Origin of the sequence: Pseudomonas fluorescens (assembly GCF_902498195.1) — a bacterium.
GTDB lineage: Bacteria > Pseudomonadota > Gammaproteobacteria > Pseudomonadales > Pseudomonadaceae > Aquipseudomonas > Aquipseudomonas fluorescens_BU.
Map to the genome: position 1 here is coordinate 608,459 of NZ_CABVIY010000004.1, position 21,663 is coordinate 630,121.

General features: G+C 63.7%; 18 protein-coding genes. 5 read left to right on the plus strand and 13 right to left on the minus strand.

The genetic code is table 11. The features are described from left to right. Nucleotides 1–141 precede the first annotated feature (141 nt). Entirely contained in the window at nt 142–1,587 is a 1,446-nt protein-coding gene (locus tag F8N66_RS18050) for a mechanosensitive ion channel family protein (RefSeq protein ID WP_150771466.1), read from the plus strand. Nucleotides 1,588–1,860: 273 nt separating this feature from the next. Continuing rightward, nucleotides 1,861–3,654, plus strand: coding sequence for an alpha/beta fold hydrolase (locus tag F8N66_RS18055; RefSeq protein WP_150771467.1), 1,794 nt, complete (start codon nt 1,861–1,863; stop codon nt 3,652–3,654). 200 nt (nt 3,655–3,854) lie between these two features. On the opposite strand, the gene katG is transcribed toward F8N66_RS18055, so the two are convergent. Continuing rightward, nucleotides 3,855–6,122 carry a catalase/peroxidase HPI gene (gene katG, locus F8N66_RS18060; protein WP_150771468.1) on the minus strand — a complete coding sequence of 756 codons (2,268 nt, stop codon included), beginning with the start codon at nt 6,120–6,122 and terminating at the stop codon, nt 3,855–3,857. 397 nt (nt 6,123–6,519) lie between these two features. Here katG and F8N66_RS18065 point away from each other — a divergent pair, with 397 nt between their 5' ends. The 3 genes from F8N66_RS18065 to F8N66_RS18075 all read left to right on the plus strand — a co-directional run bounded on the left by F8N66_RS18065 (nt 6,520) and on the right by F8N66_RS18075 (nt 8,861). Continuing rightward, nucleotides 6,520–7,647, plus strand: a complete 1,128-nt coding sequence (locus F8N66_RS18065; protein WP_224790497.1) for a sensor domain-containing diguanylate cyclase — start codon at nt 6,520–6,522, stop codon at nt 7,645–7,647. A gap of 120 nt (nt 7,648–7,767) precedes the next feature. Continuing rightward, on the plus strand, nt 7,768–8,175 hold the full coding sequence (locus F8N66_RS18070; protein WP_150771469.1) for an antitoxin Xre-like helix-turn-helix domain-containing protein: 408 nt from the start codon (nt 7,768–7,770) through the stop codon (nt 8,173–8,175). Beyond that, nucleotides 8,169–8,861, plus strand: coding sequence for an RES family NAD+ phosphorylase (locus F8N66_RS18075; protein WP_150771470.1), 693 nt, complete (start codon nt 8,169–8,171; stop codon nt 8,859–8,861). Before F8N66_RS18070 ends, F8N66_RS18075 begins: the two co-directional genes overlap by 7 nt. 2 nt (nt 8,862–8,863) lie before the next feature. Here the strand turns inward: F8N66_RS18075 and phnE are convergent, their stop codons facing one another. The 12 genes from phnE to F8N66_RS18135 form a co-directional block, all read right to left on the minus strand. After that, on the minus strand, nt 8,864–9,631 hold the full coding sequence (phnE, locus tag F8N66_RS18080; RefSeq protein ID WP_150771471.1) for a phosphonate ABC transporter, permease protein PhnE: 768 nt from the start codon (nt 9,629–9,631) through the stop codon (nt 8,864–8,866). Beyond that, on the minus strand, nt 9,628–10,455 hold the full coding sequence (locus F8N66_RS18085; RefSeq protein ID WP_150771472.1) for a PhnE/PtxC family ABC transporter permease: 828 nt from the start codon (nt 10,453–10,455) through the stop codon (nt 9,628–9,630). Before F8N66_RS18085 ends, phnE begins: the two co-directional genes overlap by 4 nt. Continuing rightward, nucleotides 10,449–11,246, minus strand: a complete 798-nt coding sequence (locus F8N66_RS18090; RefSeq protein ID WP_150771473.1) for a phosphonate ABC transporter ATP-binding protein — start codon at nt 11,244–11,246, stop codon at nt 10,449–10,451. Before F8N66_RS18090 ends, F8N66_RS18085 begins: the two co-directional genes overlap by 7 nt. Further along, a complete protein-coding gene (locus F8N66_RS18095) occupies nt 11,243–12,094 on the minus strand; it encodes a putative selenate ABC transporter substrate-binding protein (protein WP_150771474.1) in 852 nt (283 codons plus the stop codon). Before F8N66_RS18095 ends, F8N66_RS18090 begins: the two co-directional genes overlap by 4 nt. 108 nt (nt 12,095–12,202) lie before the next feature. After that, nucleotides 12,203–12,895, minus strand: a complete 693-nt coding sequence (arsH, locus tag F8N66_RS18100; RefSeq protein WP_150771475.1) for an arsenical resistance protein ArsH — start codon at nt 12,893–12,895, stop codon at nt 12,203–12,205. Between the two features lie 11 nt (nt 12,896–12,906). Beyond that, nucleotides 12,907–13,377, minus strand: coding sequence for an arsenate reductase ArsC (locus F8N66_RS18105; protein ID WP_150771476.1), 471 nt, complete (start codon nt 13,375–13,377; stop codon nt 12,907–12,909). Nucleotides 13,378–13,675: 298 nt separating this feature from the next. After that, on the minus strand, nt 13,676–15,802 hold the full coding sequence (locus F8N66_RS18110; RefSeq protein WP_150771477.1) for a TonB-dependent receptor family protein: 2,127 nt from the start codon (nt 15,800–15,802) through the stop codon (nt 13,676–13,678). Nucleotides 15,803–16,231: 429 nt separating this feature from the next. Then, entirely contained in the window at nt 16,232–16,615 is a 384-nt protein-coding gene (locus tag F8N66_RS18115; RefSeq protein ID WP_150771478.1) for a RidA family protein, read from the minus strand. Nucleotides 16,616–16,645: 30 nt separating this feature from the next. Then, nucleotides 16,646–17,338, minus strand: coding sequence for a DUF3726 domain-containing protein (locus F8N66_RS18120; protein ID WP_150771479.1), 693 nt, complete (start codon nt 17,336–17,338; stop codon nt 16,646–16,648). Between the two features lie 2 nt (nt 17,339–17,340). Beyond that, complete coding sequence (locus F8N66_RS18125) at nt 17,341–19,035, minus strand: hypothetical protein (protein WP_150771480.1); 1,695 nt, start codon at nt 19,033–19,035, stop codon at nt 17,341–17,343. Nucleotides 19,036–19,062: 27 nt separating this feature from the next. Beyond that, nucleotides 19,063–20,613, minus strand: a complete 1,551-nt coding sequence (locus tag F8N66_RS18130; protein WP_150771481.1) for a BCCT family transporter — start codon at nt 20,611–20,613, stop codon at nt 19,063–19,065. A gap of 58 nt (nt 20,614–20,671) precedes the next feature. Next, nucleotides 20,672–21,658 (minus strand): dipeptidase, encoded by a 987-nt coding sequence (locus F8N66_RS18135; protein ID WP_150771482.1) that lies wholly within the window; start codon nt 21,656–21,658, stop codon nt 20,672–20,674. Nucleotides 21,659–21,663 lie beyond the last annotated feature (5 nt).

Genomic DNA, 21,663 nt, shown 5'->3' on the forward strand with positions numbered 1-21,663 from the left:
AAACATCCCGATCGCCGGGACCTATCGGTTTGCCAATTGGCAGCCATACTTTTGCATCAACGGCACCGTTCCCGGGCTTGCCGCGGTGGTGCGCCGAATGAATGCGATCTTCCGGTCATTTAACTGCGCTGGAGGTGCTTGATGCTGTCCTTGTTCTCTGAACGTCCATTGATCTGCGGCCTGGCCTTGATCCTGATCGATATGGTGATGTGGCGTGTGGTCGGTTCCCACCGGTACAACTGGAAAGTCCTCGCGCGCCTGGTCATTTTTTTGTTGTACAGCGCGCTGTTGTTCCATGAAGGCTTGAGCCCATGGGAGCCGGCGCCCTCGCTCGATGATGCGCCGCTGCAATTTGCGCACACGGTGCTGCAGATCATTTGGTGGCTGTTCGGCGCGCGCACGCTCACGGTGATGATCGGCGCTGTGATGATGTATCGGGTAGGGCACGCCGGGCGGTTACTCCAGGACTTGCTCGGTGCGGTGATCTTCCTGGTCGCGGTGATCGCCGCGCTGGCTTACGTGCTCAACCTGCCGGTCAAGGGGGTTCTGGCGACGTCCGGTGCCTTGGCGATCATTGTCGGCCTGGCCCTGCAAAGTACCCTCAGTGACGTCTTTTCCGGCATCGTCCTGAACACCACCAAGCCCTACAAAATCGATGACTGGATCGCCATCGACGGCACCGAAGGCCGGGTGACCGATATCGATTGGCGTGCCACGTTCCTGCAAACCTCCCAAGGCAGCATGATCGTGATTCCGAATTCGATGGCGGCCAAGGCCAAGATCACCAACTTCAGTCGGCCCAGCGACATGTTCGGCGTTTCGATCAGTTTGCTGATCAGCCCGCAGGTGCGTCCAAACAAGGTCTTCGATGCCCTTGAGCGGGCAGCCCAAGGCTGCCGCATCCTGCTGACCAAACCCGCTCCCAAGGTGACGATCAAAAGTACCGGTGGCAATGGCGTGGAATACGAAGTCAGCGGCTTTGTGCTGTCGATGGATCAGAAGCGTACGGTGCGCAACCAGATGTACGATCTGGCGTACCGGCATTTGCTGGCGGCCGGTATCAGCTGGACATCGACCATTGAACACAATGAGCCTGCGCGGCTGTCGCGAGCCCGGGCCTTGCTGGACAACACCAGCATTTTCTCGACCAACCTGAGCGAGGAAGACAAGGACCACGTCAGCCAGAACATGACCCTGCAGTCCTTTCCCCCTGGCGAAGTCATTCTGGCGGGCGGGCAGGTCAGCTCGCAGTTGTACATCATAGAGTCCGGCGTGGTGACGGTGGCCTTGTTTCGTGGGGGCGTCAAATTCGAAGCCGGGCGCATGGGGCCGGGGGAGGTGATCGGCGAAGGCGGGATCGTCTCGGGAACCGCGCTGCCGGCGGAGTTCGCCGCGCTGACTTTTTGCAACCTGTACCGGATCGAACGGGATTATCTCCAGCCGTGCATGGAGGCTCGTCACGAGATGTGTCAAGCGATGAAGGCGTTGCTGGATTTCCGCTTGCAGATAGCCCATACGATGACTCAGGAAGAGCCGAAGGCCATCGAGAAAAAAGGTTTCCTGCAGTGGCTGCGCAGCCGGGTGTGATCGGTCAACAGGCATGAGTCAAGGGTAGTGAAAAACAGTAAACCGGCGGAGGCCTTCACGGCTGTTATCAGGGCAGCCGGGCTCAAAGAGTGCGCGCAAAGTTCAAGGTGCGAACTTCGACGTTTTCTACACAATCGGCCAAAAGCAGCCACCCGAAGCTGCGTGCTTGTCATGAAATGAAAAATGGCTGTCGTGCGATGCGAGGTGGTCGAGGCCGCTGCTGCCCTAGAGTCGGCGCATAACAACACCGCGCCCGCAAACACGAGAGCCGCCATGAGCAGATCCACCCGAACGAGCGAGACCGCCCCCATCACCCAGCGTCCCCCGGCGACCGGCCGAAAGCGTCGCGCTCGCAAGGAGGGCGATGTCCCGGACAACCCCCAGCAAAAAGAGCTGATGGGTACGGCCGCCGATCAGACCCTGGCAGGCAATCCGCTCGTCGGCGTGCGCGCCGCGGACCTGGCCAGCTCGGCCGGCTGCCTGCTCAAGGCCGTGGGCAAGTCGCCGCTCAAGGCGGGCGCTCATCTGGGGGGCTACCTGAAGGCGCTGCGCGGCATCGTCGGCGGTAACTCCAGCATCGCGCCGGACCCCAAGGACAAGCGCTTCGCCGATCCGGCCTGGCAATCCAACGCCTTCTTGCGCGCACTGCTGCAAAGCTACCTGGCGGGCCAAAGCGAGCTGACCCGCTTCATCGAAGCCACCGACCTTGCCCCGTTGGAAAAGGGCCGGGCCCGGTTCGTCGCAGCACTCCTGGCCGATGCAGTGGCACCGAGCAACTCGCCGCTGACCAATCCGGCGGCGCTGCGAAAGCTGGTGGATACAGGTGGCATGAGCCTGGCCAGGGGTGCCCGTCAATTCGGTCAGGACCTGCTGAACAACCGTGGCATCCCGAGTCAGGTCGACAGCACGCCGTTCAAGGTGGGGGAAAACATCGCCACGGCCAAGGGTGAGGTGGTGTTTCGCAACGAGATGTTCGAGCTTCTGCAGTTCGCGCCCACCACCGGACAGATCTATGCCCGGCCCTTGGTGATGTCGCCGCCGCAAATCAACAAGTACTACGCCATCGACCTGTCGCCGGAGAAAAGCCTGATCAAGTGGATCCAGGACAGCGGCGTGAACCTCTTCGTCATCAGCTGGCGCAACCCCACACGTTTACACCGCGACTGGGGCTTGTCCGAGTACGCGCTGTGCCTGGACCAGGCCGTGGACGTGGCGCGCAGGATCACTGGTAGCCCGGATGTGAACATGTGGGGCTCTTGCTCGGGCGGCATCACCCTGGCGGCTTATCTGGGCTGGCTGGCGGCTCGCGGCGAAGGCCACAAAGTGCTGAATACCAGCTGGGCCGTGTGTGTGCTCGACATGCCCTCGGCGCTGGACGACACCACCCTGGGGCTGTTCACCACCCCGTCCGCCCTGCGCGCGGCCAAGGCCAGCTCCCGGCGCAAAGGCGTGCTGAGCGGCCAGGGCCTGGCCCGGATGTTCGCCTGGATGCGACCCAACGACCTGATCTGGAACTATTGGGTCAACAATTACCTGCTGGGCAACAAGCCGCCAGCCTTCGACATCCTGGCCTGGAACAACGACACCACGCGGCTTCCCGCGCAACTGCACGCGGACTACCTGGACCTGATCCAGCAAAACCCCTACAGCAACCCGGGCTCCCTGGAGATTGCCGGCGAATCCATCGACATGACCCAAGTGAAGGTGGGGGCCTATGTGGTGGGGGGCACCACCGACCACATTACCCCTTGGCAAGGCTGCTACGGCACCGCCCGGTTGTTTGGCGAGGACACCACCTACGTGCTGTCCAACGCCGGCCATCTACAGAGCCTGGTGAACCCGCCGGGCAACCCCAAGTCGTTCTATTACGCGGCGCCTGCCGCCGCCGAGACCCCGCAAGCCTGGTTGCAGGACGCCGGGGAGCGCCAGCCCGGCAGCTGGTGGCCGCATTGGCGTGAATGGATCGGGCAGCGCTCGGGCGACAGCCTGCCATCGCCGAAGAAGCTCGGCTCGCGCAAGTATCCGCCCCTGTGCCCCGCACCTGGCACCTATGTCATGGAGCGTTGAGGCGGCGGGGGCTGGTGCGACCGGTCTGCCCACCTGCGTATGGCCGCGAGGGTGCCGGATCAGATTGATCCGTCCTGAAGGGTGGAGGATTTAAAGATCGCAGCCGGCGACAGCTCCTGCGGGCGATCTTTTGAGTCCGGGAAACAAAATGGCCACCCCGGCATCGTTTGCCGGGGTGGCCAAGGGTCTTGCCGGTTACATCACTTCAAGTCGAAGCGGTCCAGGTTCATCACCTTGGTCCATGCCGCTACGAAGTCCTTCACGAATTTCTCCTGGTTGTCGGAACTGGCATAGAACTCCGCCAGTGCCCGCAGCTGCGCATTGGCGCCGAAGACCAGGTCCACGCGGGTCGCGGTCCATTTCGGCTGGCCGGTCTTGCGGTCGCGACCTTCGAATTGTTCATTGTCCTGCGAGGTGGGTTTCCATTCGACGCCCATGTCCAGCAGGTTGGTGAAGAAGTCGTTGGTCAAGGTGCCCTTGCGGGTGGTGAAGACGCCGTGGGCGGTTTGTCCGGCGTTGGTGTCGAGCACGCGCAAGCCGCCGATCAGTGCGGTCATTTCCGGGGCGGTGAGGGTGAGCAGCTGCGCCTTGTCGATCAACAGGTGCTCGGCCGATACCTTGTAGCGGCTTTTCAGGTAGTTGCGGAAGCCGTCGGCTATCGGTTCGAGGAAGCCGAACGACTCGACATCCGTCTGTTCCTGGCTCGCATCGGTACGCCCCGGCGAGAAAGGCACCGTGACGGTGTGCCCGGCGTTTTTCGCGGCCTGTTCGACCCCGGCATTCCCGGCCAGCACGATCAGGTCCGCCAGGGAGATTTTCTTGCCGCCGGCGTTGAACGCCTGCTGGATGCCTTCGAGTTTCGCCAGCACGTTGGCCAGTTGGTCAGGCTGGTTGGCTTTCCAGGACCGTTGGGGTTCCAGGCGCAGGCGTCCACCGTTGGCGCCGCCGCGTTTGTCGGAGCCACGGAAGGTGGAAGCCGCCGCCCAGGCGGTCGACACCAGCTGCGAAACGCTCAAGCCCGAGGCCAGCAGTTTGCTCTTGAGCGCGGCGACGTCAGCGTCGTTGACCAGGGCATGGTCGACCTCCGGGATCGGGTCTTGCCACAGCAATTCTTCGCCGGGCATTTCCGGGCCGAGGTAGCGCGAGAGCGGGCCCATGTCGCGGTGCAGCAGTTTGTACCAGGCGCGGGCGAAGGCGTCGGCCAGCTGATCCGGGTTCTGCAGGAAGCGCTGCGCAATCGGCTCGTAGATCGGGTCGAAACGCAGGGCCAGGTCCGAGGTCAGCATGGTGGGGTCGCGACGCTTGGACGAATCGAAAGCGTCGGGAATGATGCCCGCGCCGGCTCCGTTTTTAGGTTTCCACTGATTCGCGCCTGCCGGGCTCTTGGTCAGTTCCCAGTCGAAGCCGAACAGGTTTTCCAGGTAGTTATTGCTCCACTTCGTGGGGGTGGTGGTCCAGGTCACTTCCAGGCCGCTGGTGATGGTGTCCGGGCCTTTACCGGTGCCAAAGCTGTTTTTCCAGCCCAGGCCCTGTTGTTCCAGGCCGGCGGCTTCCGGTTCGGCCCCGACATTGTCGGCGGGACCTGCGCCGTGAGTCTTGCCGAAGGCGTGGCCACCGGCGATCAGCGCCACGGTTTCTTCGTCATTCATCGCCATGCGGCCGAAGGTTTCGCGGATGTCCAGGGCCGATTTGACGGGGTCGGGTTCGCCTTCAGGGCCTTCCGGGTTGACGTAGATCAGGCCCATTTGCACTGCGGCGAGCGGAGTTTCCAGGTTGCGGCCGTGTTGGGTACGGCTGTCTTCGTTGCGTCCGGGCTCGGCCACCAGCGGCACATCGCCGGGGTCTTGCGTCGCCTTGTTTTCATCGTCACGGTCACTGGCGTAACGGGTGTCGCCGCCTAGCCATTTGTTTTCCGAACCCCAGTACACATCCTCGTCCGGCCCCCAGACATCGGGACGCCCACCGGAGAAACCAAAGGTCTTGAAGCCCATGGACTCCAGCGCGACGTTGCCGGTGAGCACGATCAGGTCGGCCCAGGAAATATGGCGGCCATATTTTTGCTTGATCGGCCATAGCAGCCGACGCGCCTTGTCGAGGCTGACGTTGTCCGGCCAACTGTTGAGCGGCGCGAAGCGCTGTTGGCCGGAGCCGGCGCCGCCACGGCCGTCGCCGGTGCGATAGGTGCCGGCTGCGTGCCAGGCCATGCGGACGAAAAGCGGACCGTAGTGGCCGAAGTCGGCGGGCCACCATTCCTGCGAGTCGGTCATCAGCGCGGTCAGGTCACGTTTGACCGCCGCAAAATCCAGCTTCTTATAGGCTTCGGCGTAGTTGAAGCCCTCGTCCGTGGGGGAGGACAGGGGAGAATGCTGGTGCAGGATGTTCAGGTTCAGTTGGTTCGGCCACCAGTCACGGTTCCTTGTGCCACCGCCGGCGGCGTGGTTGAACGGGCATTTCGATTCATTTGCCATGTCTGAGCTACCCTCGGTCGAGTTCATTCAGCTATCCGGCCCGGTTCCGGCCCGGCGTGGAAGCGAGCGAAATCAATGACTCAGGTTTGCGGACCCGCCTTTCGATCCTCTGATCGTCGTGGTCTCGTGGGCATGACGGAGGGTGGAAATCAAATTGCCACCCTGACGGCCCACACTACGCCTGGTCAGTTTCTGACTCATTCTTATCTTCGCATCAGGTCTGTGTCGGCCAGACTACGCCGACCTGCTAAGGCTAGACCCCGTTTGGCAAGTCAGCTAATAGCGCGAGTATTGGTGGTTGATAGTCGCAATCTCTCAAGGGCGTACAGAGTTGCAGGTGCCCATGAGCGATGTGCCACAATGGTGGATGTCACCGCAGCATTATCAGGCGAACTCAATGGATGGCCTTGGATTTCGGCACGAGCAGGAACGCTTTATCGCCCAGCAGGTGCGCACGGATCGGTTGCACCAGCTGTTTCGGCAATCGGTTACCGCTGTTCTTGGCAGTTTTCTGGCATTGGTCATGTTGTGCTGGCTGTGTTGGGAGCGCTTCGATCATTCCGTCATCGCCGGGTGGGTCATCCTGTTGACCGCCTCGACGTTTCTACGCATCTCGATGTTCGTGATGTATTTCCGCAGCCCGGAAGCGGCGCGCACGCCGCAACGCTGGGAGCGCATCTACCTGGTCACCCTGGTGCTCTCCGCCAGCATCTGGGGCGGTGGCGCGCTGGCGGTCATGCCGGCCGACGACCTGCTGGCCCAGGCGCTGGTCATGCTGTTTACCGTAGGCATGTCGGTCAGCGCGGTGTCGTGCTACTCGGCCTATCGCTACATGACGGTGGTGTCGATCGCGCTGGTGTTGCTGCCTTCTACCTTCTGGCTGCTGTTCCAGCCCTCGACCCTTCAGGTCGGCATGGGCCTGGCCGTGCTGGTTTTTGCCTCCTTTGTGTGCAGCGCCACGCGCAAACTCTCCGATGCCCTGGAGACGGCCTTCCGCCTGACCCGTGAAATGGAGCTGGCGCACAGCATCTCCACGCGCGCCGCACAGACCGATGAACTGACCGGCCTGAAAAACCGCCGGGCGTTTTTCGAGCAGGCCCAGCGGCTTTACAACCATTGCCAGCACTACCAGTTGCCGCTGTGTGCGGTGATGCTGGACATGGACCATTTCAAACACATCAACGACACCTACGGGCACCAGGTCGGCGACCAGGTGCTGCGGCAAATGGGCGTGGTCATCGGCCGTTCATTTCGCGAAAGCGATGTGTATGGCCGGCTGGGCGGCGAGGAGTTCGCCGTTCTGCTGCCGGACACCTCCCTCGAAACCGCGCAACACATTGCCGAGGCACTGGTCCATTCCATCGCCGGGCTGATGACCGGGCCGGTGCACTGCATCACGGCCAGCGTCGGGGTGGCGTCCATGGCGTCCGGCGACAAGGACCTGCACAGTCTGATGAGCAACGCGGACAAAGCCTTGTACCGGGCCAAGGCCCGGGGGCGTAATCAGGTGGTGGTGTCGGACTGATTCGTGGATCAATGCGATGCATCTGATGAACCAGGCGCGCACCACTGGTCGCGGGGCTCTTGATCTGTAGAATCAAAATACCTATTTTTGAATCTGTGGATTGATAAAGAGGTGCCGGACATGCCACTCGCCCTTCAGGCGCAGCAGGAATTTACCAAAAACCAGTGCGTGACCGGCCTGCGCGCCGCGGTCGGCATTCTCGAAAAATGGGCGGCCTCCAGCGAGCAGGCCTGTCGTATCCTGCGCATTTCCCGCAGCACCTACACCCGCGCCCGGCAGCATGATCCCGCCTGGGCCGTGGCGCTGGACGCCGACCAGATGCAGCGCATCAGCTTTGTGCTGAACATCCACGCCACCCTGCGCCTGATCTTCGATAACCCGCAAAACGTCTACGGCTTTGTGTCGATGAGCAACGACAACGAGTTTTTCAATGGACGCAGCCCGCTGGAGATCATGTCCCAGGGCGACATGATTTCGCTGTACGAAACCTTTCGCCGCATCGACGCGTTGCGGGGCGCGCAATGGTGAGGGGCAGGCAGCTGCCAACGTTTGCCGGCGAAACCTTGCAGGCCTATCGGCTGGTCAATTCGAAGTTTCCACCGATTGCGATGTTCGATGACGTGGCCGACGCGGACGAGTTCGAGGTGCTGTACGAGATTCAGGCACTGACCAATCCGCGCCTGAAAAACGAAGTCGGGCAGCTGGAGTTGATCCCGCGCAGCGAGATCCCGTTCGGCATACCCGGCTGTTCCTACGCGACGGCGCCCTTTACCCACGTCAACCCGGCGGGGTCGCGCTTCAGCGATGGCAGCTTTGGCGTGTTGTACCTGGCCGACACCCTGGAAACGGCGTTGGCCGAGGTCCAGCATCATCAAGCGCGGTACTGGTCGAAGGTGCCCGACCTCAACTATGAGCGCTTTGTCTTTCGCGGGCTGTCCTGCTCGTTCGTGGACAAGGCGATGAAGGACGCGACGACCGTCGCCGTGACCGATCCGATCTACGATCCCGACGATTACAGCCACTCCCATGGCTTCGGCAAAGCCATCCGGCAAGCCCGGTGTCCCGGCCTGCGTTACCACTCGGTGCGCAGGCCCGGCAGCCATTGCTGGGCATTGATGACCCCAAGGCCGATGCGGTCGATCATCCAGAGCGCCCATTACGAAATGATCTGGAACCGCCAGGTCACCAGCGTCAACCAGATCAGCGAAGCCTGACCTCAGGCCTTGACCCAGCGTTGCCGGCTCCAGCTGCTCAGCGAGTCGACGGCAAACACCAGCACCAGCATCGCCAGGATCACGGTGCTGGCCTGGGCTTCCTGGAACAGGCTGAGGCTGACATACAGCATCTGCCCCAAGCCCCCCGCACCGACGAAGCCGAGCACGCTGGCCATGCGGATATTGTTTTCCCAGCGGTAGAGGATATAGGCCAGCAGCTGCGGCAAGAGGTTGGGCAGAGTGCCGTAACAAAAGGCCCACACGGCATTGGCGCCTTGCAGGCGGATCGCTTCGGCCGGCTGTGGCGGAGTGTTTTCCAGCGCTTCGGCGAACAACCGGCCGAGCACGCCGGTGGTGTGTAAAGCCAGCGCCAGGGTCCCGGCATTGGGCCCCAGGCCGGCGGCGAGCACCATCAGTGCGGCCCACACCAGCTCGGGAATCGCCCGCAGGGCGTTGAGGATCAGCCGCGCCACGCTCTTGAACGGCCAGCCGAAGCGCCCGGCCGCCGGCAACGCCAATGCCAACCCGAACACCGCCGCGAGCAAGGTGCCGAGGGCGGACATGGCGAGGGTTTCCAGGGCGCCACGGGCGATGGCCTGCAGGTGCGCCGCGCTCAAGTCCGGGCTGAGAAAACGCTGGGCGTAGGCGCCCATCTGCTTCAGGTTGCCACTGTCGACCAGCGCGCCGAGATCGATGCCCAGATAGCTGAACGACGCGACCACCGCCACGCCGATGCACAGCAGCAGGGCCAGGTTGATCAGGCGATTCATCCCAGCCTCCAGCGCAACAGGCGGCTGAGTTGATCGGCCAGCAGCACCAGCAGCACAAAGGTCAGCAACAGGCTGGCCACTTCACCGCCGGCGAACATGCGCAAAGACAGGTCCATTTGCTGGCCCAGGCCACCGGCGCCGACGAAACCCATCACCACCGAGGCGCGGATGGCGCATTCCCAGCGGTACACCGTGTACGACAGCAACTCGGCCGCGACATTGGGCAGGATGCCATAGGCAAATGCCGCGAGCCGACCGCTGCCGGCCTGCAGCAAGGCGTGGGCGGGGCGCTGGTCCACCGACTCGAAGATCTCCGCGTAGACCTTGCCCAGCATGCCGCTGTAGGTGATGGCGATGGCCAGCACCCCGGCGGTCGGGCCGAGGCCCACGGCGCGCACGAACAGCAGCGCCCAGACAATTTCCGGCACGCTGCGCAGGAAGATCAGCAAGCCGCGCACCGGCCAGCGCAGCAGTCGCCCGCAAACGCCGGGGCGCCCGGCGCGGGAGGCGGCGGACAGCGACAGCGCGCGGCTGGCCAGCAGGCTGGCGGGCACCGCCAACAGCAACGCCAGGGTCATGCCGGCCGTGGCAATGGCCAGGGTTTGCAGGGTGGCTTGCCACAGCAGTGTGAGGAATTCATCGCCAGTGGCCGGTGGCCAGAAGGTCGAGACAAAGCGGCCCATTTCGCTTTGGCTGTCGGTCGCCAACAACACGCCCAGGTCCAGCTCGCTGAAGCGGATGCCCGGCCACAACAGGGCAATGGCCAGCAGGCTGAGCAGCAGGCGCGGCCGGGTGGCCGGATCTCGGGCGTCGCCGGTCAGCATCGGGGAATCTGCACGCTCAAGGCGGGCGGGGACGCCGGGGGCGATTGCAGTTGCTCGTTGGCGTAGAGCGCGTCGAGCCGCTCGCGGTCGACGGCGCCGGCCGGCAGGTCGAACAGGATCTGCCCGTCGCGCAGGCCGATGATCCGTGGAAAATGCGCCAGGGCCAGTTCCACCGCATGCAGGCTGGCGACCAGGGTGACCTGGTGCTCACGGGCGTGCCGGCAGAGCACCGACAGGGTGTGCCCGGCCAGCACCGGGTCCATGGCCGACACCGGCTCATCGGCCAGCAACACCTCGGGCGCCTGATACAGCACGCGGGCCACGCCGACGCGTTGCAACTGGCCACCGGACAGTTGCTGGCACTGTGCAAACAACTTGTCACCCAGGTCCAGCCGGGCCAGCGCCGCCCGCGCGCCCGGAATGTCCACCGGGTGCAGCAGGTTCAGCAGGCTGCGGCCCAGGCCCCACTGGCCCAGCTTGCCGGCCAGCACCGCCGTGATCACACGCTGGCGCGGAGGCAGGGGCGGCGACTGGTGCACCAGGCCGATACGGGCGCGCAGGCGTTGGCGCTCGCGGGCCGACAGGTGCCAGGCGCGCTCGCCCAGCACGTGCAACTCGCCGCCGCCAGGGCGCAGGGCGGTGGCCAGGAGGTTGAGCAGGCTCGACTTGCCCGCGCCGGACGGGCCGATGATGGCGACCTGTTCGCCGGCCGCGATGTGCAGGTCCACGCCGCGCAGCGCCTGGACGCCGTTGGCGTGGGTCAGGCTGACGCCGGTCAGCTGCAAGGTCATTTCAGCAGGTCGGCGGCGCGTGCGGCTTCCTCGATGCCCTTGTAGTTCTCGGGGTTGGTCTCGATGAAGCGGCTGGCGGCCTGCAGATCGAGAATCTCCTTGTCCGCGGGCTTCGCCGGATCGAGGGCCAGGAAGGCGGCCTTGATCTTGTTCGCCAGCGCCGGATCGAGGGTGCCGCGCACGGTCCAGTTGTAGTCGAAGTAGGCCGGCGTGGTGGCAAACACCTTGACCTTGTCGGTGTCGACCTTGCCGGCGGCGACCAGTTTTTCCCAGACGCTGGCGTTCAGTACCCCGGCATCGACCTTGCCGGCCTGCACCCAGGCGACCGTGGCGTCATGGGCGCCGGAGTAGCCCACGCGACTGAAGTACGTCTCCGGCTTGATGCCATCCTTGAGCATGAAGTAACGCGGCATCAGGCTGCCCGAGGTGGAGGACACCGAACCGAAGGCGAATGACTTGCCCTTGAGGTCGGCGAGGGATTTGACGTTCGGGTCGGCGGTGATGAATTTGCTGGTGAACTTCGCGTCCTGCTCACGCTGGACCAGGGGGATCGCATTGCCGGTTTTCAGGCGTGCCTGGACGAAGGTGAAACCGCCCAGCCAGGCCAGGTCGATGCGGTCGGTGGCCAGTGCCTCGACCACGGCCGGGTAATCGCTCACCGGCACGAACTCGACCTTCATGCCCAGTTGCTGCTCCAGATAAGCGCCCAGCGGCTTGAATTTGCGCAGCAGTTCGGTGGGCGCTTCATCGGGGATCGCGCTGACTTTCAGGGTGTCCGCCGCCTGCGTGAGCAAGGTGCAGACCGACAGGGTCAAACCGACGGCCAATGCCAGGGTACGCTTGAGCATGGAGTTTCTCCGTTTCGTTTGCGCTGGATTGTCGATGCGCCGGATACAGGGTGATTGCTGTGCGGCGCATTGAGAGGTTAGACGAAATGGAGCGATTGCATGGACGCGTCAAATTGAGCGTTGGTTGACGCGCCGGGTCAGTTCTTCTGCCGATTCCTTGCGCTCGGAGTAACGGTCAACCAGGTCCGGGCGATCGCGCAGCAGCAAGGTGAATTTCACCAGCTCCTCCATCACGTCCACCACCCGGTCATAGAGCGGGGACGGTTTCATGCGGTCGTCTTCATCGAATTCCAGCCAGGCCTTGGGCACCGAGGATTGATTGGGGAGGGTGAACATCCGCATCCAGCGACCCAGCACACGCAGTTGATTCACCACGTTGAAAGACTGGGAACCGCCACTGACCTGCATGACCGCGAGGGTTTTGCCCTGCGTCGGGCGCAGGGCGCCAATCGCCAGCGGCACCCAGTCGATTTGCGCCTTGAACACGGCGGACATGGCGCCATGACGCTCCGGTGAGCACCAGACCTGTCCTTCGGACCATTGCATCAGCTCAAGCAGTTCGTGAACTTTCGGATGGTCGCTGGGGGCGTCATCCGGCAAGGGAAGGCCCGAGGGGTTGAAGATCCGTGTTTCGGCGCCGAAGTGTTCGAGCAGCCGCGCGGCTTCTTCGACCAGCAGCCGGCTGAACGACCGTGCGCGGGTCGATCCGTACAACAGCAGGATGCGTGGCTTGTGTCGCCCGTCTTCACGGGCGATGGATGGCACCAGCGAGGGGTCGAGATTGGGCAGTGTGTCGTTCATGGGGGCTCCGGTTACAGGGTGCCGATACGGTCGAGTTCACGCTTGAGCGCATCGCGATCGAGTTCGGCGAAGGGCAGGGCGAGGAACGCCCGGCAGCGTGTTTCGATGCGCGCCAGGGTCGAGTGGAACGCAGCTTTCACCACCGGCTCATCGCCTTTTACCTCGGATGGATCCGCCAGGCCCCAATGGGCTTTGAGGGCCGGGCCGAAGTACAGGGGGCATGCCTCCCCGGCGGCGTTGTCGCAGACGGTGATGACAATGTCCGGGGGATGACTGGCGAAGGCGTCGTTGCCTTTACTGCTTAAGCCTTCAATCGCAATGCCGGCCTCCTGAAGCGTGGTCAGGCTGCGCGGCAGCACCTGGCCCCTGGGAAAGCTGCCGGCGCTGATCGCCTGCACGCCTGGCGGTGCGAGGTGGTTGAACACGGCTTCGCTGAGGATGCTGCGGCAGCTGTTGGCGGTGCACATGAACAGGATGCGCATGGGAGTATTTTCTCTGGCTTTGAATATATGGATAACCGAATATATGAGTTTCCATATGTACAGGCAAGAGGCGTGTGAGGGAGGTTGTTCAGATTGGGTGTATATCCGTTGCTGCGGTAACGGCGGCTGGCGGTTTCGCCACGGAGCAATGCCTGCGTTCGGCCAGCGTGGTTTAACGGGGCGCCCACAAAAAAGAGTCGGCGGGCCACATTCCCTTGTAGGAGCTGCCGAGTGCAACGAGGCTGCGATCTGTTGATTTTTTAATGCAAGATCAAGAAATCGCAGCCTGCGGCAGCTCCTACAACAAACTCCATGACACGCCGACGTACACCCCCAATCCCTCGCCCGGCGTGGACCGTGCCGCATCCAGTCCTTTGTCGTCGTAGCCCGGCGTGACGGTGGCGGCGTAGTGCTTGTCGGTCAGGTTGCGCATGTCCACCCAGGTCTGCCAGTCGCCCTTGGGCGCGTTGTAGCCCAGGGTCGCGCCGAACAGCGTGTAAGGATCGGCGTAGTAGCTGTTGGCGTAATCCACCGCCACCTTCGACACCAGCTGGGTGTTGAGCGCGGCGAAGAAACCCTGGGGCCAGTCGTAGCGCAGTTCGCCCTGGTAGTAGTGCATCGGCAGGCCCGGCAGGCGGTTGTCGCCGAAGCGCTCGTCGTCACGGTAGTGGAAGTCGCTGAAGGTGTAGCTCTGGCGCAGGCTCAGCTGGCCGCCATCATCCCGCGACCACAGGTTACTCTGCAGGCCGGCTTCCACGCCCTGGTGCACGGTGGGGCTGGCGTTGAGTTCATAGGGGGTGGTGGCGTTGGCATCCGGTAGCACCGAGAGCAATTCGTGGCGCACCTGGGCGTAGTACCAGGCCAGGCTCCATTGCCCCAGCGCGCTGTCGCCACGGCCGCCGAGTTCCAGGGTGGTCGCGGTCTGGTTTTGCAGTTTGACCGGATCGCGCTGGGTGCCGGTGGCGGCGCCGCTGCCGGCCGGGAACCGCTGGTTGGCGCTGTAGATCAGCGACCATGGGTGCGGCGCTTCGACCGAGCGGCTGAGATTGCCGAACAGTTGCAGCTCGGGCGTCAGTTGATAGCGCAGGCCCACCCGTGGCGCATAGTCCCAGTCGCCCAGGCTGGTCTTGCCGCCCCCGTCGGGGTAAGTCACCGCGCTTTCACGGCGCGTGTAAATGGCGGCCAGGCCGGTGGTCAACCACAGGTCGTCGGCGATCTCCAGGTCATTGCCCACATGCAGGACGCTGTCCGAACCCTGATAGGTGAAGTTGCGCATCGGCGTGCCCGGCGCATAGCCGGCGGTGTTGCCGGTGGGGATACGCACCGATTCACTGGCGCCGTCATTGGGCAGGTGCTTGGTGACTCGCAGCCCCACGGTGCTGTGGCTTTCCAGTCCCCATAGGGTGTCGCGGCGCTTGTAGTCGAACGTGCCGCTGACGTCGGTGTACGCCACCTTCAGGCGGTTGGGCCCCTCGCGCAGGTCCATCGGATAGTCGTGGTAGGCCAGGCCGGTCTGGATGCTCGAATCGTCATCGAGGTAGAAGGTGGTCTTGTTGCCGATGAAGATGCTGCCCGGCTGTTTGCGACTGTCGTCCCGGGTCACGTAGGCCGGGTTGGCCGCTCGTGGATCATGCTCGATGGAATGCTGGGTCACCCGTCCGGCGAGGTCGTTGTCGGTCTCGCGATAACGCAGGTAAAAACGCGTCTCCAGGTTCGGGTTGAAGCGATAGCCGAAGTTGGCGATGACGCCCTGGCTCTCGCTGGCCGTGTGGTCCTGGTAGCCGTCGGACCGGGCATCGGTCACCGCCACGTAATAGTCGAAGTCGCCCAGCACCTGCCCGGAACTGACCTGGCGTTGCTGGTAACCATGGCTGCCCGTGGCATAACGTACCTGCAACTTGGGGGCGTTGTAGCCAGTGTGGCTGACGTAATCGATGGCCCCGCCCAGGGCCAGCGCGCCCCGGTCGAAACCGTTGGCGCCGCGCAGCACTTCCACGTGGTCGAGCCACAGCGGCTCCAGCAATTCATAAGGCGTGCCGCCCGGGCCGGTCAGGGGCAGACCGTCGAGCATCGCGTACAGCCCCGAGGCATGGGCGCCCGGTGCGCGGTTGATGCCCGATCCACGGATCGAAATCTTGGCCCCTTCGTTGCCCGCCGACTGGGCATAAACCCCCGGTTGATACGCCAGCACATCCTGGTTGCCGGCCACGCGGCCCTGCAAAGGACGGCGCAGATCGACCACGTTGGTGCCACCGGGCACCTGGGCCAGCCGGGCCTGCGCTTCCTCGACCGACGAGTCTTCGCCACTGCGATCCTCGGCCCCGATCAGCACTTGTCCCAGCTCCAGGCCTTCGGCACTGGCGGTGGCCGGACAGACAAGGGCCAGGCCCAACAACGCGGCGGGCAGGGATTTGGGCGAGGGCATTGATGAAACTCCATACGGACGGGAACGGGCAGTGAAGAAGTGCGACGTAGGGAGTCACGAAGGAAACACATGGGGATTTGGTTTTTTTGGTTGAGTTGGATGGGGGCCTCGCTCCGGTGGGAGCGGGCTTGCTCGCGAAGAGGCCGTGTCAGTCGACATCGATGGAGAATGTCATACCGCATTCGCGAGCAAGCCCGCTCCCACATTGGAATTGGGTACATCAACAAGAGCCAGGTCGGGTTTAAGGCCGCCTCGTTTTTGCTTTTGATCTGGGCGCCCCTTTAAACCACGATGGCCGGAGCGAGGCACCGAGTGGTGGGGCTAGAGCGTTTGGTTACCTGGCGCCGGGCGGTGTTGCGTGCATCCAAGTGACTCCCCGTAAGGACGAAACCGCCGTTACCGCAGCAACGGATCTACGCCCAACCCACCTCAAGCCACCTGCGCCACACACGCATACACCACCAACTCCACCAACATCTCCTCCCGCGCCAGCCCCGCCACCACAATCGCCGCGCGGTTAGGGTAGGGCGCCTGGAAGTACTGCGCATACACAGCATTAACCGTCGCCAGATAGCTGCGGTCAGTGACGTAGATCATCACCTGGGTCACCGCGTCCAGCGAGCTGCCCGCCGCCTCCAGGGTATGGCGCAGGTTGTCCAGGGTCTGGCGCGCCTGGGCTTCGATGCCGCCGCTGACCACCTGGCCTTGGGCATCGATGGGGATTTGTGCGGTGTAGAGCGTGCCGTTGCCGACGACGGCCCATTCCAGCGGTGCCTTGGAGGCGAACAGGTCGGTTTTGATCGCGTATTTCATAATGCGTATTCCTTAAAAAAACGGGACATCTCAGTCGGCGTCGCTGCCGCCACCCGCGCCATGGCGGCGCGAAGCTTCGGTGCTTTCGACCAGTACGTTTTCGGCCAATTGCTTGAGCCGTTGCCAGGTCTGTTCGTTGACGCTGAAACCCTGGGCAAGCGCGGAGGGCGAGCAGGCCTGAGGGCGGGCCGGTGTGGCCGGCTGGCTGAAGGTGACGGTGATGCTTTGCTCGATGTCCTGGGCGGTGGTGCGTGCTTCGATGTGCAGGTCGGGGCGACTGTCGCCCGCGCGCAAAGAAGCGAAGTGCACCTGGCGGGCATCGCCCCAGCGGGCCTGCACGTCCAGCCCTTGCTCGGCAGCCCGGCACAGGTAACCGAGCAGCAGCAACCGGTTGTGGCAATGATGAATCTGCAACACGGCATGGCCGTTGCGCAGTGCTTTGCCCAGCGCGAGTTCCACGGCGGTGGCGGCGCATCGCAGCACGCTCTGGCCCCTGGCATCGATCACCAGCAGGGCGCTGTCTTCGTAGCGCAGGGCGAAGGGTTGCTCGGCCTCGTTCTGTAGATAGTCCAGGGCTTTTGCCAGTGCACCGACGCCGTCCAGCCCTTGCCGTTGCAGCCAGCCGACCATGTCGGCGGCGTCCTCGCAATCGCCGGCGGCAAAGCCCATGCCTTCGAAGGCCTTGCGGCACATCACCTGGATTTCGTTGAGGGATACGCGCATGGTCACTGATCTCCGTGGGGCATGACCGCAAAGTTCCAGTCGTCGGCGAACGGCTGGCCAATCTCGCTCACCAGCGGTGCGCCCTGGAACAGGGTGATGCGCACCCAGCGGCTGGATTTCGGGTCGAACTTGCCCGCGCCGAAAAACGCCAGTTTGCAGCGCAACAGGTGGATGGGCAGCATGTCGCGGTCCAGCAGGTTGGCGCGAATCTCGCCGTAGGCACACAGCGCCATGCCTTGCAGGCGGCGCACCGTGCCCTTGAATGCCGGCTGGGCGATCAGGAAGTGCGCGGTCAATTCGCCGGGATGGGCGCGCAAATGCTCGATCAGCGCGGCGTGGCAGCGCTGGATGTTGCGGGCGATGCCCAGTTGCATCTCTTTCTCGGCGCCTGGCTCCTCGGCGCGCATGCCCAGGCGCGGTTCTTCTTTTTCCGCGGAGCGATACCAGAAGAAGTGCTCGGCATCGGCGCCGCTGAAGTCATAGGCCAGGGCCCAGTCGTAGTGGTTTTCGATCAGCTCGCGCAACTGCGACAGGGGCATTTGCGCGTCCAGGCGCAAGCCTTCGACGACGCCCATCTGCTCGGCCAACGGCGTCACTTGTTCGGGGTACAACTCCAACAGCAGGCTGACCAGCAGTTCCTGGCAGCCGACGCCCGCGTGCGCTTCACACCAGGCCAGCAGGCGCGGCCACAGGTCGTCGCTGGCGGGTTGGCGATGGAGCCAGTCGGCCAGCGGGGTCAGTTCGGCCAGGGTTTGCAGGTCCTGCTCGTGCTGGCGCACGTCTTCGGTCAAGGTCTGTTGCAGGTGCAGGCGGGCCCGTTGCAGCAGGTCATGGAAACGTTGCAACCGTGCCGGATCGGCCGCTTGCGCCAGCACCCGGGCCAGGCCGGTTTCCCGCGCACTGATCCACTGATTGATCAACTGCGGATGGTTGAGCAGGAAGGGCGCCATGCCCAACCCGGTGGCATTGCCGACGCCCAGGTAGCGCTGCAATGCCGCGTCGAGTTTCACCGCCCGTTGCGGATTACGCGCCCGGGCCATGTGCTCGATCTGTTCGATGCTGAAATGCCGCAGCAAGTACACGGTGAACATCTGCGCGCTGAACGGCTGGTTGAAGTCCGCGTTGTCTTGCAGGCAGCCGAAGTCGGCGATGCCGAACTTGCCGTTACCGTAGACGGCGGTGGTGCGATAGAGGTAGCCCACGTCGGCCAGTTGCCGTGGATCGGGCTGGGTGCCTTCGGCCAGGGCCGCGAGGAAACGCTCGAAGTTGCGCAGGCTGCGGTTGGCGCGGGACAACACCAGCACCCGGGCGTCGAAGCGGCCAGCCTCCTGCAACGGCACGTTGCGCTGCAGGTCGGCCAGTTGCGCGGCGTCGACATCCCCGGCCACCAGCACGAAGCTGACGTCCCATTGATCGGCGATCACCCGGTCGCTGCGTTTTTCCGGTGGCAGGTACGCCGAGAAAATCACGCAATGGTAATGCGCGTTCGGCGTGTCGATGCGGTAGATGACGGTGCCGAAGCCTTCGCCATCCAGGTCGAACCGGCTGCGCTGGATCTGCCAGTGCTGGTTCATCATCCGGCGCAGGCTGCTGCGCACGAAGCTCAAGGGGCTCTGGAAGTGGCTGCCCAGCCGGGCCAGGTCCATGACCTGGCGGGCGGGGCGCAGCGCCGGGGCTGCAATCGCGGTGTCGGACATTATTATTGTTCCTGGACGAATCATGATTCAGAGGCCTTGTTCACGGGCCATGTGCCGGGCGATGCGCACGCTGTCCCACAGTGCCGGCAGGATCACCAGCGACACCGGCACGGCGGTGATGACAATGAAGGACTGCAAGGCCGTCACGCCACCGGCGCCAATGGTGATCAGCACCACGGCCGCCAGGCCCATGCCGATGGCCCAGAACCCGCACAGCCATTTCTTCGGCTTGTCGGTGCTGGACATCGCCAGCGCCACGGTGAAGGCCATCGCGTCGCCATTGGTGGCCACCGAGATGAAACTCAGGAACAGGAACAGTCCACTGATCAGGCCGCCGAGCGGCAGGTTCTGGGTGACGCCCAGCAGCAGGTCTTCAGGCTGGGTGCCATGGGCGGTGACGATACCGGGCGTCTGCAATTCCAGGCCGATGCCGGTGCCGCCGACCACGGTGAACCAGAACATGGTTACCAGCGGGGCGATGATCGACAGCGTCATGATGATCTCGCGAATGGTCCGCCCCCGCGAGATGCGTGCGACGTACAGCGCGACCATCGGTGCATAGCCGATGAACCAGCCCCAGTAGAACACCGTCCACCAGTCGAGCCACTTGGGGTCGGCGCGGAACATCGTCAGCGGGATGAATTGCTCCACGTGCAGGGCGAAGGCCGAAGGGAAGCCGCTGAGGATAAACAGCGTCGGCCCGAACACCACCATGAACAGCGCCAGCCCCAGCATCAGCCAGACGTTGATCTCGCTGACGAAACGGATGCCTTTGAGCCCGACCAGGCAAGAGGTGGTGTACATCAGCGTGACCAGCACGATGGTGACCGACTGAGTGACGATGCCGTTGGGCACGCCCCATACCGCGTGCAATGCGCTGCTGATTTGCAGGCCAAGGAAGCCGATCGGGCCGATGGTACCGGCGACCACGGCGATGATTGAGGTGGCGTCGGCGAAGGTGCCGATCGGGCCTTTCAGTGCGCGTTCGCCGAACAGCGGGTAGAGCAGGGTACGCGGTGCCAGCGGCAGGCCCTTGTCGTAATGCAAGTGCATCAGCACGATCGCCAACAGGCTGCCGAGCACCGCCCAAGCCAGGAAGCCCCAGTGTATGAAGGCCTGGGCCAGTGCCGCGGTCGCCGCCGCTTCGGTGTGCGGCTGCACGCCGGCGAAGAACGGTGGCGGGCTGGCGAAGTGCATCAGCGGTTCAGCCGCGGCCCAGAAGGCGCCGCCACCAGCGAGCAAGGCGCACATGATCACGGCGATCCAGTTGAAGGTGCTGATGTCCGGGCGCTGGTCGATGCCGCCCAGGCGCACGCGCCCGCATTTGGAGAAGCCGATGCCCAGGCTGACCACGAAGGTCGCCAGCATCAGCACTTGCCAGTACAGGCCGAAAGCCTTGGTCGACCAGGCGAACAGGGTGTTGACCAGTGCCGACACCATGTCGATGTCGACCAGCGCCGCAACCAGGAACGCGCCCAGGAACCCGCCGCTGATCAGGAACAGCGGCCAGTCGATGTCTTTGGCGATCGGCAGGCTCATGGTTTGAACCTCTGCCTCTAAGGTGCTTGGATTTTTCATGAAATCTCCGGAACCTGCGATTGTTTTTATTGTTGATGCTGTCCGTGCAGGAAGGGGCTCAGACCTGCGCCGCGGTGGCGGTTTCCAGCAGGCGCAGCCAGTTCAGTCCCATGATCTTGCGTACATCGTCCTCGGCAAAGCCACGGGCGCGCAGGCCCTTGGCGATGTTGGGGAAGTCACGGCTGTCGCGGAACCACTGCAACGGGTCCGGCCAGTTGGCGTTGTCCTTGGTCCCTTCGCCGTAGTCCTTCTCCTTGCTCCAGCGGCCGTTGCGCATCCACTCCAGTACCGACAGCGGTTGCGACTGGCACAGGTCGGTGCCGATGCCGATGTGCTCGACGCCCATCAGGTCGGCGGTGCGGGCGATCATGTCGCAGAAGCTTTCCAGGCTGCAGGCCGAGGCGCCCTTGAGGTGGAAGGGATAAGTGCTGAAACCCAGCAGCCCACCGGACTCGGCGATGCCGCGCAGTACTGCGTCGGACTTGTTGCGCTTGGCCGCATGGAAGCTCGACGGGTTGGCGTGGGAGATGATCACCGGCCGGCTCGACAGCTCGATAGCCTCCAGGGTGCTGCGTTCGGCGCTGTGGGACATGTCGATGAGCATGCCGACCCGGTTCATTTCGGCGATGACCTGGCGACCGAAGCGGCTGATGCCGTTATCTTCGGTCTCGTAGCAGCCGCTGGCGAGCAGGCTCTGGTTGTTGTAGGTCAACTGCATCACGAACACGCCGAGCTGGCGAAAGACTTCCACCAGGTCGATGTCATCCTCGATGGGCGAGCAGTTCTGGAAGCCGAAAAACACGCCCACGCGGCCTTCTTCATGGGCCAGGCGGATATCGCCGGCCGAACGCACCGGGCGGATCAGCTCCGGCCAGGCTTCGAAACGACGGTTCCATTCGCCCAGGCGCGAGAGGGTTTCACGGGCGTTCTCGTGGTAGGCGATGGTGGCGTGTACCGCGCTCAAGCCACCGGCCTGCATTTGCTGGAATATTTCCGGGCTCCAGTTGGAGTACTGCAAGCCGTCGATCATCAGAAGGTCGTGCATGGCAG